13 protein-coding genes are annotated in these 17,709 nt (G+C 68.3%); 2 read left to right on the top strand and 11 right to left on the bottom strand.

Translation table 11 applies throughout. From position 1 onward, the window contains the following. Nucleotides 1-36: 36 nt before the first annotated feature. On the top strand, nt 37-402 hold the full coding sequence (locus tag ACFYRX_RS09690) for an NTP pyrophosphohydrolase (RefSeq protein WP_389097799.1): 366 nt from the start codon (nt 37-39) through the stop codon (nt 400-402). A gap of 216 nt (nt 403-618) precedes the next feature. Next, nucleotides 619-1,512 carry an alpha/beta fold hydrolase gene (locus ACFYRX_RS09685; protein WP_389097798.1) on the top strand — a complete coding sequence of 298 codons (894 nt, stop codon included), beginning with the start codon at nt 619-621 and terminating at the stop codon, nt 1,510-1,512. 12 nt (nt 1,513-1,524) lie between these two features. Here ACFYRX_RS09685 and fxsT read toward each other — a convergent pair whose 3' ends face one another. The 11 genes from fxsT to ACFYRX_RS09630 form a co-directional block, all read right to left on the bottom strand. Beyond that, entirely contained in the window at nt 1,525-5,460 is a 3,936-nt protein-coding gene (gene fxsT, locus ACFYRX_RS09680; protein ID WP_389097797.1) for an FxSxx-COOH system tetratricopeptide repeat protein, read from the bottom strand. Beyond that, on the bottom strand, nt 5,457-6,671 hold the full coding sequence (fsxC, locus tag ACFYRX_RS09675) for an FxsC protein (protein ID WP_389097796.1): 1,215 nt from the start codon (nt 6,669-6,671) through the stop codon (nt 5,457-5,459). The genes fxsT and fsxC overlap by 4 nt, the downstream gene beginning before the upstream one ends. After that, nucleotides 6,668-7,333, bottom strand: a complete 666-nt coding sequence (locus tag ACFYRX_RS09670) for a TIR-like protein FxsC (RefSeq protein ID WP_389097795.1) — start codon at nt 7,331-7,333, stop codon at nt 6,668-6,670. The genes fsxC and ACFYRX_RS09670 overlap by 4 nt, the downstream gene beginning before the upstream one ends. A 266-nt stretch (nt 7,334-7,599) precedes the next feature. Further along, nucleotides 7,600-7,803, bottom strand: a complete 204-nt coding sequence (locus tag ACFYRX_RS09665; protein ID WP_389097794.1) for a hypothetical protein — start codon at nt 7,801-7,803, stop codon at nt 7,600-7,602. A gap of 229 nt (nt 7,804-8,032) precedes the next feature. Beyond that, nucleotides 8,033-9,532, bottom strand: coding sequence for an amino acid permease (locus ACFYRX_RS09660; RefSeq protein ID WP_389097793.1), 1,500 nt, complete (start codon nt 9,530-9,532; stop codon nt 8,033-8,035). 137 nt (nt 9,533-9,669) lie between these two features. Beyond that, complete coding sequence (gene dxs / locus ACFYRX_RS09655; RefSeq protein ID WP_389097792.1) at nt 9,670-11,589, bottom strand: 1-deoxy-D-xylulose-5-phosphate synthase; 1,920 nt, start codon at nt 11,587-11,589, stop codon at nt 9,670-9,672. 205 nt (nt 11,590-11,794) lie between these two features. Next, complete coding sequence (locus ACFYRX_RS09650; protein WP_389097791.1) at nt 11,795-13,114, bottom strand: sugar ABC transporter permease; 1,320 nt, start codon at nt 13,112-13,114, stop codon at nt 11,795-11,797. Further along, on the bottom strand, nt 13,111-13,902 hold the full coding sequence (locus ACFYRX_RS09645) for an ATP-binding cassette domain-containing protein (RefSeq protein WP_389098208.1): 792 nt from the start codon (nt 13,900-13,902) through the stop codon (nt 13,111-13,113). Before ACFYRX_RS09645 ends, ACFYRX_RS09650 begins: the two co-directional genes overlap by 4 nt. A 267-nt stretch (nt 13,903-14,169) precedes the next feature. Further along, nucleotides 14,170-15,258 carry a sugar ABC transporter substrate-binding protein gene (locus tag ACFYRX_RS09640; protein ID WP_389098206.1) on the bottom strand — a complete coding sequence of 363 codons (1,089 nt, stop codon included), beginning with the start codon at nt 15,256-15,258 and terminating at the stop codon, nt 14,170-14,172. A 133-nt stretch (nt 15,259-15,391) separates the two neighbouring features. After that, the gene (locus tag ACFYRX_RS09635; protein WP_389097790.1) at nt 15,392-16,591 is read right to left on the bottom strand and encodes an ROK family protein; all 1,200 of its coding nucleotides are present in this window, start codon (nt 16,589-16,591) and stop codon (nt 15,392-15,394) included. Nucleotides 16,592-16,785: 194 nt separating this feature from the next. Beyond that, on the bottom strand, nt 16,786-17,709 hold the full coding sequence (locus ACFYRX_RS09630; RefSeq protein ID WP_389097789.1) for a carbohydrate ABC transporter permease: 924 nt from the start codon (nt 17,707-17,709) through the stop codon (nt 16,786-16,788).

Here is a 17,709-nt window from a genome sequence, read left to right as displayed (position 1 = left end):
CGCCTCCGGGTGGGCCGGGCGTGGGACGCTGGGGCCATGAGTGACGCGCTGCTGGTCGTCGTGGACGCCGCGAATGTCGTCGGTTCCGTGCCCGACGGATGGTGGCGGGACCGGCGGGGAGCGGCGCAGCGGCTCCGGGACCGGCTGGCCGCGGACGGGGTGCCCGGGCGGGACGGGGCGGTGGAGATCGTGCTGGTGGTGGAGGGGGCGGCTCGGGGGGTGGAGTCGGTGCCGGGGGTTCGGGTGGAGAGCGCGCCCGGCAGTGGGGACGACCGGATGGTGGAGCTGGTGGCGGGGGCCGGCGAGCGGCGGGTGCTGGTGGTCACGGCCGATCGGGAACTGCGGCGGCGGGTGGCGGAGTTGGGCGCCGAGGTGACCGGGCCGCGGGCTGTCCGCGGCTAGCGCCCGCCACACGAGGGCCATGGATCCGGCAACAGGGTCTTCCAGCCCAGGCCAACCTGCCGAAAGGGGCATAAGCTGGCCTTGTTCGGGCGAGATTTCGACATTCTGGTCACATTCCGATGACGAGCCGACGCCGACCCGCAATGCTGTCTCAGCAGTACCCGTCGCTCTGAGAGGATTCCGGCACGCTTGAGGGCCGATGGACGGGAGGCAGAAGTGGCACGCGCCGCTCGCAGCAGAGACGGGCGACAGCTCGTCCTCGAGTCCTGGGGTGACCCTCAAGGGCACCCCGTCTTTCTGCTGCACGGAACTCCCGGCAGTCATCAGGGACCGCGCCCCCGATCGATGGTGCTGTATCAGCTCGGCATCCGCCTGATCGCCTACGACCGTCCCGGCTACGGCGGTTCGACGCGCAGCCCCGGCCGCCGGGTCGTCGATGCCGCCGCGGACGTCGAGGACATCGCCGACCACCTGGAGCTCGAGGAGTTCTCCGTGGTCGGCCGGTCCGGAGGCGGCCCCCACGCGCTCGCGTGCGCCGCACGTCTGCCCGACAGGGTGCACAGCGCCGCCGTGATGGTGAGCCTCGCGCCGCCCGACGCACCGGAGTTGGACTGGTTCGCGGGGATGACGGAGTCGAACGTCCGTGAGTACAGGAACGCGCGCAAGTACCGCGGAGTGTTGCGAAGCACTCTGGTGCAGAACGCGGACGCCATGCGGGCCGACCCCATGGCCCTGCTGAAGGACCTCGACGGCGAGATGCCCGACGTGGACCGCCAGGTGGTGGCGGACGCCGGGATCCGACGTCTGCTGCACAAGAACTTCATGGCCGGGATCGAGAAGAACGCGGACGGCTGGATCGACGACGCCCTCGCCTTCAGCAAACCGTGGGGGTTCGACCCGACCGAGATCGCGATGCCCCTTCTGCTGTGGCACGGGGAGAACGACGTGTTCTCACCCGTCGAGCACTTCAAGTGGCTGGCAAGCAGGATCGAGCGCGCGACCGTCGTGCTGGAACCGTCGGTGGCGCACTTCGCTGCCGTGTCCCTGCTGCCGAACGTGCTGAGCTGGCTGCTGGAACAGGCGAGAGTGGACGTCGCGACAACAGCGTGACCCCGCGGACACTCAGATCGGGTGCGGGTCGAGTTCCAGCCCCACTCGTCGGCCGGCGCGCAACCTGACCACCTTCGAGTGGTCCTCCCCGAGCTTGCCGCTGAGGGCCTGAAGGCTCTCTCGGGCCAGCCGCTCCGCCTCCTCGGGACGGCCCGTCTCCTGCAGCAGGATCGACAGGTTCCCCTGACAGGTCAGGGGCGTGGGATGGCCGTTACCGAGACGCTCGCACAATTCCTGGTACGCCTGGCGGTAGTTGTGTTCGGCCGTCTCGGTCTCTCCGAGGGCGGCCTCGGCATTGGCCAGGTTCATCTGGCAGTTCATGCTGAAGGGGTGGTCCACGCCGAGCGTGGTCCGCAGGGCGGCGCGGGCCTGTTCACACACCTCGCGCGCCTCGGCGGCCCTGCCGGTCGCCAGCAGGTTGATTCCGTGATTGACCGCGCATGCCAGTGTGTTGGGGTGCGCCTCTCCGAGCGCAGTCCGAAACCGCTCCAGCAGGTCGGCTGTCTCGGCACAGGCCTCTTCGTGGTGCTCGGCCGCCGAGAGATGGCCCGCGAGACCGAGACGCACGACGAGCGTCTCCGGAGAGGCGTCGGGCAGCCGTCGTTGATAGATGTCCAGCACGCCTGTACTGAGGCTGATGGCCTCGTCCAACTTGTCGAGTCGGCGCAGCGTGATGGCGAGGGCCTTGGCGGCCTCCAGCGCGGGCACCGACGTCGGTCCGAGACCGACGGCCGTCTCGTGGACGCGACGCAGAATCTCGGCCGAGGCCTCGTACGCGCCGCAGGAACGCAGGTCACGGCCGAGGTTGATCAGCGAGAACAGGGTGTACGGGTGCTGTGCGCCCAGGGTCTGCGCACGCAGGACATGGTTGCCCTTGTCGACGTTCTGCGCCTCGAAGCAGTCCCCGGCCATGCGCATGGACACGGCCAGGTTGTTCGCCGCGAACAGGGTCCTGGGGTGGTCCTCGCCGAAGAGATCCACTGACCGGTCGTAGGTCCTCCGGTCGATCTCCAGCGCCCTGTCGACCTGGCCCACGGCTCGCAGGTCCGCTGTGAGGCCACCGGCCGTCATCAGGGTGTGGGCGTCGTCGTCGCCCAGTGCCTCGCGCTGGCGCTCGTAGACGTCCTGGTCCGTGTCGAGCGCCCTCCTGTACCAACCCTGGGCACGCAGCACGTTGGCCATCTCGAAGCGCAGGTGCAGGGTCCAGCGGTCGTTCGGTCCGGCTTCCTTCTGCCAGATGACCAGCAGTTCTTCCGCGAGGGCCAGGGCGTCGGCGTACTCGCCGCGCGCCCGCAGGTACCGCAGCCACTCGGTCATCAGCCGCCGGATCCGGTCGTCGAGCGAGTACTTGGTCCAGGGCGCCTTCAGATGCGGCCAGATCGTGTTGTAGAAGGACCAGTTGTCCGGGTGTTCCACGTCGCCCTGGGCAGGCCGGGCGCCGCTGAGCACATCACGCACGACGCGTAGCGCCTCTTCCCGCTCCTCGACGGACATCGACGAGCGCACGGCCGCCTGGACGAGCCGGTGCACCTGAATGCTGCTGGTCGTACGGTCGACCTTGGCCAGGGCGAAGCGATGCAGTTGTCGGACCGCCCGGCTCACCAGGGCCAACCCGTCGCCGCCCGGCTGGAGTTCGCTGAGAGCCTCGCCCATTTCCTTGCCGTGCACCAGGCCGAGGGAAATGGGGTCCGCGCCGAAATGCGCGCAGAGCTGCAACAGCCGTCTGGCGACGGGGGCGTTGAGTTGCTGGATGGAGATGTTCCAGGTCGCGCCCACCTGCAATGGAAAGGTCTGGGCGTCGGCGTCCGCCTCCAGGGTCGCCAGCTGTGTGCGCAGCAGCTTCAGGTACCTGGTGGCGTCCTGGCCGGTCTCGTTCAGCCAGGCGGCGGCCTGGTCGACAGCGAGCGGCAGATCTCCGAGCGCCTCCGCGACCCGGTCGGCGTCCTCCGCACTGATGGCGGACACCCGGTACAGGATGTGCTCGACGCTCTCGGCGCGGGAGAAGACGTCGACCTCGATACGTTCGCCGACCTGGGCCCAGCCCTCGTTGCGCGTGGTGATGAGGACATGGCCGGTCGGGCTGTTGACCAGCAGTCGCTCGATCGCCTCGGGCGCGGTCGCGTTGTCGAAGACGAGCAGCCAACGGTCGTACTTCGCGCCCCGGCGCAACGCGTCCCGCACCGCGTCCGCGGTGGCTCCGATGCTGTCGCGTTCCTCGACGCCCAGGTGCGGGGCGAGTTCGGAGTACTGGCGCATGGCGAGGTCGCTGTGACGCGAGTCGATCCACCATACGACGTCGTAGTTGCCGCGATGCCGGTAGGCGTATTCGATGGCCAGCTGGGTCTTGCCGACCCCGCCCATTCCGTGCAGGAGAGTTGCGGTGCCGGTGTCCGCGAGCCTCAGGCGCAGGTTCTCCAGCAGATCGGTGCGGCCGGTGAAGGCCGCGTTGCGCATCGGGGCGGACCAGACGAGCGGCTCGGTCCCCGGAAAGCGGGGGCCGCCGACCGCGGTGTCTGCGAGGTGCTCACTCTGAACGGCGTTCGCGTCGAGGGCCAGCAGCAGGGCGTTCCTGGCTTTCTCCTCGGTCATGCTGCCCAGATGGATCGGCATCCGGTCCGAGAACGGATGCTCCAGTCGTACGTCGCTCACCTGGATCGGCACCAGGATGCGCCTCTTGCCCATGGGATCGGAGGCGGCCACGGCCTCCCACACCGCTCTGGCATGCGGGGACCGCTGATAGGCGGCGGACACCACGGCCACCGTGCGAGAGGCGCCGCGTACCTTGCTGTCGGTGTTCTCGCGCAGCGGCATGCCGGCGGCGGAACCGTCCTCGGCACCGGCGTCGCCCACGGTGAACCCGGCGTCGCCCAGGACCCGTCTGATCCAGTCGGCCCACACCTGGTCCTCGGGCACATGGCTCAGGAACACGTGGGTGGGGTCCGGGGGCCGGCGGCGGACGACGGTCTTGAGGTAGTCCTGCCGTTCCTCGTCCGTCATCGGGACGAGGGAGGTCACGTCGCCCTCGGTGATGACCGATGTCAGCCGTTCGCAGGCGGCGAGCAGGGAGGCGTGGGTACCCGGCTCGTCACGGAAGGTCGCGAGCATCTCCTCGTAGGCGTACGTGGGCTTGTACGGCACCTCGACATTGCCCCAGTAGCTGCGTGGATCGACGTACCGGGTGCGTCCCAGCAGTTGGTCGAAGGTGAGCCGCACCTTCGCCCGCGCGGCGTCCAGACGGTCCGCCTCGGCGTCCACCACCCGCATCGGCACCGGCAGGATCCGGATGCGCCGCTCGCCGTAGGTGTCCTCGACACGCCGGGCGACCGCGGCCGCGCCCTCGATGCTCTGGTCGTTGTGGGTGAAGCAGTTCACCAGCACATCGGGGAAGTGCAAGGTGCAGATGTCGGAGATGTCGCTGAGACCTGTGCGGCTGTCGATGAGGATGTAGTCGTAGCCACGCCGGAACTTGGCGCACAGGGCGTCCAGGAACTGGCCGCCGTACTGCTTGGCGTAGAAGAGGTTCCAGTTGAACTGGGAGAAGATGGAGGAGTAGTTGCGGTCCTGGCGGCCGGCCGAGATGTAGTCCAGCCGGCCGTCGTCGGGGAAGTCCCACGCCAGCGGGGAGACCGCCCCGGCAATGTCGGCCTGGTCGCTGATCCAGTGGTTGTCGAGCTCGACGTCGCCCAGGGAGTCGACCCTCAGCATGTAGTCACTGATGAGGTTGAGTACGCCAGGGCGTCCGCGCAGCGCGTCGGTTCCCAGGAACGGACTCAGGAAGCGGTCCAGTCCCGGCGCCTCCAGGTCCCAGTCGACCACCAGGACCCGCTTGCTCCGCGAGGCCAGGATCCAGGCCACGTTGGCCAGGGCCATGGTGCGCCCGGTGCCGCCCTTGTAACTGTAGAACGTCACGATCTTGCCGCCGTCGGGGCGGGGGAGCACGCCGGTCACGGTTGGGCCTCCTGGTCACCACGGGCGTTGTCCTGGCCTGCGGCAGAGGATCGAAGCGGAATTCGGTTGAGGTACTGATGGGCCGCGCTGTCGGCGAGCTCCATGAAACGGGAGGTGAAGGCCTCCGAGTTGTCGATCCCGGCCACCGCGGCCCGCTGGATGGCCCGTCCGCCGCTCAGTCGCCGGGGCAGGGCTTCGCGCAGCAGGGCGTCGATCTGCTCGCGCGCGCCGCGGGTCTGCGCGTCGTCCGCCAGCGGAGTCATCACCGTCACCCAGGGCAGGTCCCGGCTGTCGAAGGCCCGCAGCCGTGCCGAGACCGTGCGGTCGTGCAGGATCCACGGGTCGAGGATGAGCACCCAGGGTTGGGCTGCCTCGCGCTGCCCGAGGAAGACGGATTCGATTTCGTCGTAGGTGCGGATCTGAGGGGCGAAGCCGATGTTGCGGGCGAGTTCGGCGGTGCGTTCAGCCAACGAAATGCCGTAGCCGTCGCTGAAGGGCTGCCAGTCGCGCGGCTCGGGACCGTACTTGGTGTCCCTTCTGCCGGGCGGCAGGTGGTGGATGTCCGGGGCGAGCACCACGATGCCCAGCGGGTGCGAGAACGACGCCGCGAACGCGTCCGGTATGTCGTCCAGCTCGGTGAACTCGGCACTGCCGGGAACGGGATCGGGGGCCTGGTTCGCTGCCTCGACGACGAACTGGGCGATCCGTCGTATGCACTGGTCGTAGTACTCCGGGTGATCGGAGTACTGCCGCAGCCCGTACAGGCCACCTTGCGCATAGCGCTCGGCCGCGGAGTTCTCCACCCGCACCGGCTGCGTCCGCAGGCCGGGCACGGGCAGATCCAGGTCGAGGGGGATCGGGTACGCGGTGGTCGGAACCGGCGTCCACAGCACCGGCGCGAGGACGCCCCGGTGGGAGCGGTTGGCGAAGGCGTACCACTGCCGGCCGCATCGGACGTCGGTGAAGTAGCGGCGGGTGATCAGGGGCACGAACACATGGCAGCGGTGGAGGGCTCGTGCCGCGTCCGGTCCGCCATGGCCGGCGGCATCGAGACGAGCGACGAAGGAACCGCTCATGGACGCGACCGCGGCCATGAGGTCGGTATAGAACTCCTTCACGTTCTTGTCTGCCGCCGGGCGTCCTTCGTCCAGGTCGCTGCCCGGCGGCAGGGCCGAGGCGTAACTGACGAAGATCCGACGTGTCCTGTTCATCGGTGCTCCTCCCCCGCAGAGCCGTTCAGGCCGACGAAGAGGTCGTCGAAGTCGCTGGGATCACAGGGCTCCAGGCGCGCGCTGACGGCCACCTCAACGATTTTCAGGGCCAGTTGGTAGATCACCTTGTTGAAGGTCGTGTGCCGTCCCTGGGTCGCCAGGCCCAGCAACCCCACACTCGCGTAGTCGGCGCCGAAGTCCTCGTGGGTGTACTGCAGATCGGCGTAGGGCCGCGGAATCTCCTCGGCGCGCAGGGCATTCCACAGGACCGGGACAACGGCTTGGCGGGTGAATGTCCCCCGTTTGCGCTGCAGTTCCTGACGCCGCTGGAAACAATCCCACTCCAGGCGGCACCACGGACTGGTGAACAGCCGTCGGGACAGGACCGGTACGAGGACCTGGCAGCGCGCGAGGCGCTCCTTCAGCTCGCCTTCCCACTCGGAACCGACCGGTATGCGCTTGTCCAGGTAGACCGCGGGAACCATGGCGTCCAGGTCGGTGAGCTCCATCAGGTCATCGGTCAGCTTGGCGTGGAAACGCACCAGTCGCTCGTCCGGCGGACGGTCGCGGTCCGGCACGTTCGGGGTGCGGCCGTAGCTGAGGAAGCCGTAGGGCTGCTGGACGCTGCGGCGCGGCCGGCTGTGGTCGAGGACCTCAGACACGGTCGGCCTCCGTGACGGGCCGCCGATGCTCCGCCGGGCGGCGGAGCATCCACGTCTGTGAGCGAGCGCCGCGCACGGTCCCCGGAGTCATCCGCACCTCTCCCGCCAGTCGCCCCATGCCCTCGGAAGGGGTAGAAACCGCACTGAAGGGCCCCATGTTCTCACGGTAGAGCAGTACTTGATGTCACGTCAGGCCTTGCGTCGGCCCGAGGTGAATCCATAGGGCGACGTGGTTGCCGTGAGTGAGAACCGGGACGTCAGTGCGGTCAGATACTGGAGTTGAAGCCGGGGCTCGGCTGCCGCGCGGTGGTCGAGAGCAGCCTGGTCAGGGTCGGCTCGTTGATGTTTCCGAGCCGGTCCAGCGGGATCCTCTCGCAGTCGGGGATGTGCATGGTGACCTGCGGTGGTTCAGGGTGCTCTGCCGGTATCTCGTCGACAAGCGCCCCGGAAGCCTCTCCGTCATTCGTCATCACGATCTCCTTCGCGTCAAGCGGTCGAGATGTGGCACACCGTCACTGCTTTGTCCATCATCGGGGCCGCTTCCGGTCAGTGACAAGAGCGGCAAAGGCAGGTTACGAGCCAGCTTCCGCATATTGTCGGTCAGATGTGCACAGGGTGATGAGCTCGCTGCTCTGCCCCCGGTCCGGCGGAGCAGAGCAGCAAGGGCGAGCGGCTACTTCGGATCTCCGGCGGTCGTCCTCACTTCGTCCCGGCCGCCCTCGTCTCCTCCTGCCGACCGAGGCGGCTGTGCGAGCGGCCGTAGAGGAAGTAGACGACGAAGCCGAGGACCATCCAGATCCCGAACCGCAGCCAGGTCTCGGTCGGCAGGTTGAGCATCAGCCAGAGGGAGGCCAGCACCGACAGGATCGGGACGACCGGGACCCAGGGGGTGCGGAAGGCACGGGGCAGGTCGGGGCGGGTGCGGCGGAGGATGGTGACGCCGATCGCGACGACCACGAACGCGAACAGGGTGCCGATGTTGACCAGTTCGGCGAGCTCGCTCAGGGGTGTGAAGCCCGCGACGATCGCGATGATCACGCCGAGCAGGATGGTCGGGCGGTGCGGGGTCCGGAACTTCGGGTGGACGTGGGAGAAGAAGGTGGGCAGCAGACCGTCGCGGCTCATCGCGAAGAAGACCCGGGTCTGGCCGAGGAGCAGGATCATGCAGACCGTCGTCAGACCGACCGCGGCGCCGAAGCTGATGAAGCCCGCGAACCAGGGGTGCCCGGTGGCCTTGAAGGCGTCGGCGAGCGGGGCCGTGATGGACAGGTCGGTGTACTTCTGCATGCCGGTCACGACGATCGACACGGCGACGTAGAGGGTCGTGCAGATGAGGAGCGAGCCGAGGATGCCGCGCGGCATGTCGCGCTGCGGGTTCCTGGTCTCCTCGGCGGCCGTGGCGACGACGTCGAAGCCGATGAAGGCGAAGAAGACGACCGAGGCGGCCGTGAAGACGCCCATCACGCCGAAGTTGGACGGGGCCCAGCCGAACATCAGCTGGATGAGCGGGGCTTGGAGGTCTCCGCCCGCGTCCACCGGCTGGGACTTGGGGATGAACGGGTCGTAGTTGCCGCTCTTGACGAAGAACGCGCCCGCGATGATCACGACGAGGACGACCGTCACCTTGACGGCGACGACGATCGAGGTGACCCGCGCGGACAGCTTCGTGCCGAGTACGAGGATGCCGGTGAGCACCAGGACGAGCAGGGCGGCGAGGATGTCGAAGCCGAAGCCGTCGGCCCCGTCCCGGCCGCTGAGCGCATCCGGCAGATGCCAGCCCGCGTTGTCGAGCAGCGAGGCGATGTAGCCGGACCAGCCGACCGCGACGACCGCGGTGCCGAGCGCGAACTCCAGGACCAGGTCCCAGCCGATGATCCAGGCGGGCAGTTCACCGAGGGAGGCGTACGAGAAGGTGTACGCCGAGCCCGCCACCGGGACGGTGGAGGCGAACTCGGCGTAGCAGAGCGCGGCGAGCGCGCAGACCACGCCGGCGACGACGAAGGCCAGGGCGACCGCCGGGCCGGCGTTGTTCTTGGCGACGGTGCCGGTCAGGACGAAGATGCCGGTGCCGATGATGACGCCGACGCCGAAGACGGTCAGATCCAGCGCGGACAAGGATTTCTTGAGCGCGTGTTCCGGCTCCTCGGTGTCGCGGATGGACTGTTCGACCTTCTTCGTCCGGAAGAGGGTGCTGCTCACGGGTACCTCCCACGCAGTGTCGTCCTCGACATGATCGAGAGGGGGCTTAGGTCGTATGCCCCGGCGCGGGCGGATTCACGCGAACGGGCCGGCCACACCACTGTCAGGAGTGGTGTGACCGGCCCATCCGGGTGTGTCTAGTCGCGGGCCGGCTCGGCCTCCGCCGGGGCCGTGTCGTACCGGCCGTCCAGCTTGGAGACCAGGCCGGTGACCTGGCGGGCGATGTCGGGTGCGGTGAGCCCGATCTCCGCCATGATCTCGGCGCGGGAGGCGTGGTCGAGGAAGCGCGGCGGGATGCCGAAGTCGCGCAGCGGAATGTCGACGCCCGCGTCGCGCAGGGCCTGCGCGATCGCCGAACCGACTCCGCCGACGCGGGAGTTGTCCTCGACGGTGACGACCACGCGGTGCCGCTCGGCGAGCGGGGCCATGGCCTCGTCCACCGGCTTGACCCAGCGCGGGTCGACGACGGTGGTGGAGATGCCCTGCTTGTCGAGGAGCCCGGCGATCTCCAGGCACATGGGCGCCAGGGCGCCGACGGAGACGAGGAGCACGTCGGGCGTGTCCGTCCCCGGCTCGCGCAGGACGTCCATGCCGCCGACGGTGCCCACGGCGGGTACGGCGGGGCCGACGACGCCCTTGGAGTAGCGCAGCACGGTCGGCGCGTCGTCGACCTGGACGGCCTCGCGCAGCTGGGCGCGCAGCTGTTCGGCGTCGCGCGGGGCGGCGAGCCGGAGCGTCGGGATCACCTGGAGCATCGACATGTCCCACATGCCGTTGTGCGAGGCCCCGTCGTCGCCGGTGACGCCGGCCCGGTCGAGCACGAAGGTGACCCCGCACTTGTGCAGGGCGACGTCCATGAGGACCTGGTCGAAGGCGCGGTTGAGGAAGGTGGCGTAGACGGCGAAGACGGGGTGCAGCCCGCCGGTCGCGAGGCCGGCCGCGGAGACGGCCGCGTGCTGCTCGGCGATGCCCACGTCGTAGATGCGGTCCGGGAAGGTGTCGGCGAACTTCTTCAGGCCGACCGGCTGGAGCATGGCGGCGGTGATCGCGACGATGTCCTCGCGCTCCCGGCCCAGCTTGACCATCTCATCGCCGAAGACGGAGGTCCAGCTGGCGGCGGAGGCCTTGATCGGCAGGCCGGTGTCGGGGTGGATGGGGCCGATGCCGTGGAAGCGGTCGGCCTCGTCCTGCTCGGCGGGCTTGTAGCCGCGGCCCTTCTCGGTGAGGCAGTGCACGATGACCGGGCCGCCGAACCGCTTGGCGCGGGCCAGTGCCGACTCCAGCGCCTCGATGTCGTGGCCGTCGATGGGGCCGACGTACTTCAGGCCGAGGTCCTCGAACATGCCCTGGGGCGCGATGAAGTCCTTGAGGCCCTTCTTGGCCCCGTGCAGGGTCTCGTACAGGGGGCGGCCGACCACCGGGGTGCGCTCGAGGAGGTCCTTGCCGCGGGCCAGGAAGCGCTCGTAGCCGTCGGTGGTGCGCAGGGTGGCGAGGTGGTTGGCGAGGCCGCCGATGGTCGGCGAGTACGACCGCTCGTTGTCGTTGACGACGATGACCAGCGGCCGGTCCTTGGCGTCGGCGATGTTGTTCAGCGCCTCCCAGGCCATGCCGCCGGTGAGGGCGCCGTCACCGATCACGGCGACGACGTGGTCGTCCCGTTTGAGCACCTGGTTGGCCTTCGCGAGCCCGTCGGCCCAGCCGAGAACGGTCGAGGCGTGGCTGTTCTCGATGACGTCGTGCTCGGACTCGGCGCGCGAGGGGTAGCCGGACAGACCGCCCTTGGTGCGCAGCTTCGAGAAGTCGTGGCGCCCGGTGAGCAGCTTGTGCACATAGGACTGGTGCCCTGTGTCGAAGAGCACCCGGTCCTTGGGCGAGTCGAACACCCGGTGCAGCGCGATGGTCAGCTCGACCACACCGAGGTTGGGGCCGAGGTGGCCGCCGGTCTTGGAGACCGCGCCGACGAGGAAGCTCCTGATCTCCTCCGCCAGCTGGTCCAGCTCCTCAAGGCTGAGCCGGTCCAGATCACGCGGTCCCCTGATACGGGTCAGCAGCGGCACCCGTGCCTCCTTGCATTAGAGCTGATCGAGCTTTGCCGGGCGTGTCGAGTCTAATGTTCCGCCTGGACGGACGACGCCCGCCCAGTGGGTCGTATGTCACCTGATCGGCTGTACCCAGGAGCAGATGTTCCTACGACATGACGATGCCCGGCACCTGTGAGGTGCCGGGCACGCGCGGCCGCCCTACGGCTACTGCGCTACGACGTCATCCACGCCCCGCGGCCTTCTGGCTCTTGCGCGAGACGGAGTCGATCACGACCGCGCCGAGCAGCACGCCGCCGGTGATCATGTACTGGATCGACGTGTTCATGTTGAGCAGGTCCAGACCGGTCTGGATCGACTGGATGACCAGCATGCCCAGCAGCGCCGACCACACGGTGCCGCGTCCGCCGAAGAGCGACGTGCCGCCGATGACCGCGGCGGCGATCGCCAGCATCAGCGTGTTGCCGCCGCCGGACGTCAGCGAGGCGCTCTGCGTCTGGCCGGCGAAGAACATGCCGCCGATCGCGGCGAAGCCACCGGCGATCGCGAAGACCGCGATCCGGATCATCGGCACGTTGATACCCGCACGCCGGGCCGCCTCGATCCCGCCACCGACCGCGAACACCTTGCGGCCGAACGTCGTACGGCGCAGCACGAAGTCCACGATCACCAGGCAGGCGAGGAAGATCACCAGCGCGTTGGAGACACCGGACGACGAGTTCAGCACGTACGCCGCGACGAAGGCGGCGACCGCCAGGGCGCCGACCCGCAGGGCGATCTCGGCGGTGGTCTTGTGGGGCACTCCCGCGGCCTTGCGGCGGCGCTGCTCGATGAGCGATCCGACGAGCAGGGAGGCGACACCGAGGGCGGCCAGGAGGTAGGCGCCGATGATGGCCTGGTCCATGAAGAAGGAACGCTGGCCGAGCAGGTGCACCGGGCCGTTGTCCGGGATGTTGATGGTGCCGGTCGAGCCGAGCAGCCACAGCATCAGGCCGTTCCAGCCGAGGAAGCCGGCGAGGGTCACCACGAAGGCCGGTACGCCGATCCTGGCGAAGAACCAGCCGTGCAGGGAACCGATGCCGACGCCGATCGCGATGGTCAGCAGCAGGGCGAGCCAGACGTTCACCCCGTGGTTGACCACGAACACGGCGAACAGCGTCGACGCGAGTCCGCTGACCGAGGCGACGGACAGGTCGATCTCGCCGAGCAGCAGCACGAACACCAGACCGATGGCGATCATGCCGGTGGCCGACAGGTAGAAGCTGATGTTGGACAGGTTCTCGGCGCTCAGGAACCGGTCGTTCTTCACCTGGAAGATGGTCCAGATGATGATCAGGCCGACGACGACCGGCAGGGAGCCGATCTCACCGCCCTTGACCCGGCGCTTGAACTCGGTCCAGTAGCCCTTGAGGCCCTCTTCGCGGACCAGCAGGCGGGGGTCGACAACCGGTACGGCGGCGGCCGTGGGGTCGTCTGCGGGGGCCACGGTGGTCTGTGACTCGACCATGCCGTCCGTCTTCTCTGCCTTCGACGTGTCGCTCACTTCGCGGCCTCCGTGCTGCGACGCCCCGCACGGCGGGTCACGGCGTTGTCCGTGGCACCGGTGATGGCGGAGATGATCTCTTCCTGACTGGTGTCCTTCACCGAGAAGGCGCCGTTGTTCTTGCCCAGACGCAGCACGGCGACCGTGTCGGCGACCGCCTTGACGTCGGCCATGTTGTGGCTGATGAGGATGACGCCGAGGTTGCGTTCACGCAGGCGCTCGACGAGGTCGAGGACCTGGGCGGTCTGCTCGACGCCGAGGGCCGCGGTGGGCTCGTCCAGGATGACGACCTTGGGGTCGCCGATCAGGGCGCGCGCGATGGCGACGACCTGGCGCTGACCGCCGGACAGACTCGCGATCGGGATGCGGACGCTCGGGATGCGGATGGAGAGCGTGGACAGCAGCTCGCGGGAGTTCTTCTCCATCGTCACCTCGTCGATGACGCCCCGGCGCAGCAGCTCGCGGCCGAGGTAGAGGTTGCCGACGACGTCGAGGTTGTCGCAGAGCGCGAGGTCCTGGTAGACGGTCGCGACGCCGAGTCCCTGGGCGTCGTGCGGCTTGTTGATGCTGACCGGGTTGCCCTCCCACTCGATGACTCCCTCATCGATGGGGTGCACTCCGGCGATCGTCTTGACCAGGGTGGACTTTCCTGCGCCGTTGTCGCCGACCAGGGCGACCACTTCTCCGGCATGGACCTCCAGCTCAACGTCGGTGAGGGCCTGAACCGCACCGAACCGCTTGGAGACTCCGCGCAACGCCAGCACGGGCGTAGCGGACACGTGAACCATCTCCTTCGCCGCCTGACCGGCGGGGATGCCGCGCTTGGGGTGAGCCGCGGAGAGTTGTGCGCGAGGCACAGATTTACAGGATGAACATGCGCACGGCGGGCGCCACTTGGCAACGGTCGCTGTCGCCGTACTTCTGCCCGGCGCCCGCCCCACAGCGGGGTCTGGTGGTGGGAGGGGCGCCGGACAGGGTCTGTTGCCAGGGGGCCGACCGGGGTTGTAACGGCTCGGACCGGCCCACCGGGCGGCTGCCTACTGCAGGCCGACTGCCTACTGCAGGCCGGCCTTCTTGCACGCGGCGGCGAAGTCCGCGGTGCAGATGTCGGCGACCGTGTAGAGCTTGTCCTTGATGACGGTGCTCTCGATGTTGTCCTTGGTCAGCGTGACCGGGGTCAGCAGGTTCGAGGGCACCTTGTCACCGGAACCGCTGGTCATCGACGTGGAGGCCAGCGAGTCGATGCTCTTGCCCTCCAGCAGGTCGACGGCCAGCTCGGCGGCGCCGTCGGCCTCCGGCTTGTACGCCTTGTAGATGGTGCTCGCCTGGGTGCCCGCGAGGATCCGCTGGATGCTGCTGAGCTCCGCGTCCTGACCGGTCAGCGGGACCGTGCTGATCCCGGCGCCCTTGAGGACGGTGGCGATACCGCCGGCCATGCCGTCGTTGGCGGAGTAGACGCCCGCGATCTTCTTGGCGCCCAGCTGGGTGATGGCCGCGGACATCTTCTGCGCGGCGACCTTGTCGTCCCAGTCGCCGGCCTGCTCGTAGGCGATGTCGACCTTGCCGTCGAGGATCTTGTGCGCGCCCTTCTTGAACAGCGCGGCGTTCGGGTCGGTGGCCAGACCGTTGATCATGACGACCTTGGACTTCGGGGTGGCCTTGGAGCCCAGCGCGTCGAGCAGGGACTGGCCCTGGAGCTCGCCGACCTTCTCGTTGTCGAAGGAGATGTACGCGGAGACCGGACCCTGGGCGAGACGGTCGTAGGCGACGACCTTGATGCCCTTGTCGACCGCGGCCTGGATGGAGGACTTGATCGCGGCGGAGTCCACGGCGCTGATCGCGATGACCTTGACGCCCTTGGTGATCATGCTGGAGACCTGCTGGGCCTGGGTGGCCGCGCTGCCCGCCGCGTTGGCGTACTCGAGGGTGCAGTCGGAGCAGAGCTCCTTGACCTTCGCGTCGAAGTACGGCTTGTCGAACTTGGCGTACCGGGTGGTGACGCTGTCGGGCAGCAGCAGGCCGATCGACTTCTTGCCGGAGTCGCTGCTGCTCCCGCTGTCGTCCTTCTTGTCACCGGCCTTGCCACAGGCGGCCGCCGTGACGGCGAGCGCACTGACGACGACGGATACGGCCACACGACGCATGAGCGTGTTCACTTGAGAAACCTCCCTGACGAGGCCGCGTCGTTGCGGCCGAGGTGGCTGGAAGTCAACTCGGCCACACGTGCGACGTCAAGAAGTAAATACTTAACGAGATGGCAACGGCGTCCTGCGTTCTCTAAGTGAAGGCAGGTGTCGCTGCATGCAGCGTGCTGTCCAAAAGGGTCGAATCACCCATCTCGCTGAGTGCGAGGGCGAGTGCTCCGAGCACCTCCGCGCGCCCGCCAAGTGCCCCGGGAAGCACGCTCAGTTGGCGTGCCGCACTGGGGATCGCGTAGCGGCCGACCGACTCCCTGATCGGCCCGAGCACCAGCTCACCGGCCTCGGCGAGATCACCGCCCAGGACGACTCGGCTCGGGTTCAGCAAGTTGCAGAGATTGGCGACTCCACTGCCGATGTGTCGGCCGACGTCGGCGATCACCCGACGGCAACCAGGGTCTCCGTCCCGCGCGAGTCGTACTACGCCTTCCATGGTCAGGTCGGTGCCGTGACTGGACTGGAGCAGCGGGAGCACATAGCGCGCGGCCGCGAAGGTCTCCAGGCAGCCGCGGTTGCCGCAACGGCAGACGGGGCCGGACTCATCAAGAGTAATATGCCCGATTTCTCCCGCTGTGCCACCCGGGCCACGGTAGATCTGGCCGCTGATCACCAGTCCGGCGCCCACGCCGCTCGCGACCTTGATGTACGCCAGGTCCCTGACCCCCCGGCCGCTGCCCCAGACCAGCTCACCGAGGGCGCCGAGGTTGGCGTCGTTGTCCACGTGCACGGGCACGCCGAGGCGCCCCCCGAGCTCCTCCGCGGGCTTGGTGCCGATCCAGCCCGGCAGGATCGCCGAGGAGCCGAGGGAACCGGATTCCAGATCGATCGGGCCGGGGACCCCGAGGCCCACCCCGGCGATCTTCGAGCGGTCCACGCCGGTCGCCTCGATCAGCCGGTTGACCAGCTGTTCCGCCCGGTCGAAGCCCTGCGTGGAGGAGGCGTCCACGTCCAGCGGCTCGGACTCCTCGGCCAGCACCTGATGGGCGAGGTTCCCGATCGCGACGCGCAGATGGGTGTGCCCGAAGTCCACCCCTATGACGATGCCGGCGTCACCGCTCAGGGACACCGCCCGGGCCCGCCGGCCCCCCGCGGAGGTGGGTGTGACCTCGACGGTTCCGCCGTCCTTGAGCTCGCGGACGATGTTGGAGACGGTCGCGGCCGACAGTCCCGTGGTCCGGGCGATCTCCGCCTGCGTGAGCGACCCGGCCAGCCGGACGGCCCGTACGACCCGCTCCAGGTTGGCTCGGTGCAGCGACGACTGCGACCCCGGAGTCTCCACGACGACCTCCCGCGCGCGGGACCGCATCGATGAGGCCCCGTCTATGTCCAACTAGTGAACTCTAAGCTGAGCCGTTAGGGTCGCCTCCCGTCAAGAGGTTGAACAGTATCCGCGTTCTTGCCCATGACTGAGGGGCGCCGCCCGTTCAAGATCTGGATCTTGAAGAGGCAGCGCCCGTGCGGGCGGCCCCGGGTCTACTTCAGGGCGCCCGCCGTGAGCCCGGCCACCACCTGCCGCTGGAAGACGATGTACGCGGCGAGGACCGGGAGCATCGCCATCACCAGGCCCGCGAACAGGCCCGACCAGTCGCCCTTGTAGCCCTGGCTGGCCGCGAGTTGCACCAGCCCCTGGGTCAGCACCCGCTTGTCCGGGTCGGTGTTGAGCACCGTGGGCAGCATGTACTGGTTCCACTGGCCCAGGAAGTTGAAGATCCCCACGCTGATCAGGCCCGGCTTGGCCATCGGCAGCATGATCTGGAAAAACGTCCTGGAGTGCGAGGCCCCGTCGACGAAGGCCGCCTCCGCCACCGAGCTCGGCAGGGTGCGGAAGAACGCGGTCAGGAAGAAGACCGTGAACGGCAGCGAGTAGGCGATGTAGACCAGGATCAGCCCGTGGATCGTGTTCAGCAGGCCCATGTTGTTCACGACGTAGAACAGCGGGACCAGGGCCAGCATGATCGGGAAGCTCATGCCGCCGATGAACAGGTAGTAGATGAAACGGTTGCCCGGGAAGTCGAACCGGGCCAGCACGTAGGCCGCCATGGAGCCGAGGACCAGGGTGCCGATGAGTGAACCCGCCACCACCAGAATGGTGTTCAGGAAGTAGTCGCTCATGTTGGCGTCGGTCCAGGCGCGCGCCCAGTTGTCGAAGTGCAGCTTGTCCGGCAGCGCCCAGGGCGAGTTGAAGATGGCGCTGTCGTCCTTGAAGGACGTCATCACCGCCCACAGCAGCGGCATCACGACCATGATCGCCCAGAGGATCAGGACGCCGTGCGAGAAGACGTTGAGAACGTTGCCGTCCTTCTTCGCCCTGCGGGGCGGGTCGGCCGGGCCGTCGGCCTTGGACACGGGGAGACCGGACTCGGCCGGTACGGGGGCGGGGGTTTCGGTCGTCTTCAT

Source organism: Streptomyces sp. NPDC005374, assembly GCF_042872225.1.
Taxonomy (GTDB): domain Bacteria; phylum Actinomycetota; class Actinomycetes; order Streptomycetales; family Streptomycetaceae; genus Streptomyces.
Note: the sequence above shows the minus strand (reverse complement) of the source record. Positions and strands in the feature narration are given on the sequence as shown.

Coding starts and splice junctions, on each gene's coding strand:
- ACFYRX_RS09690 (WP_389097799.1), top strand. CDS start 37: ATGAGTGACGCGCTGCTGGTCGTCGTGGACGCCGCGAATGTCGTCGGT.
- fsxC (WP_389097796.1), bottom strand. CDS start 6,671: ATGAACAGGACACGTCGGATCTTCGTCAGTTACGCCTCGGCCCTGCCG.
- ACFYRX_RS09665 (WP_389097794.1), bottom strand. CDS start 7,803: ATGACGAATGACGGAGAGGCTTCCGGGGCGCTTGTCGACGAGATACCG.
- ACFYRX_RS09645 (WP_389098208.1), bottom strand. CDS start 13,902: ATGGTTCACGTGTCCGCTACGCCCGTGCTGGCGTTGCGCGGAGTCTCC.
- ACFYRX_RS09640 (WP_389098206.1), bottom strand. CDS start 15,258: ATGCGTCGTGTGGCCGTATCCGTCGTCGTCAGTGCGCTCGCCGTCACG.
- ACFYRX_RS09630 (WP_389097789.1), bottom strand. CDS start 17,709: ATGAAGACGACCGAAACCCCCGCCCCCGTACCGGCCGAGTCCGGTCTC.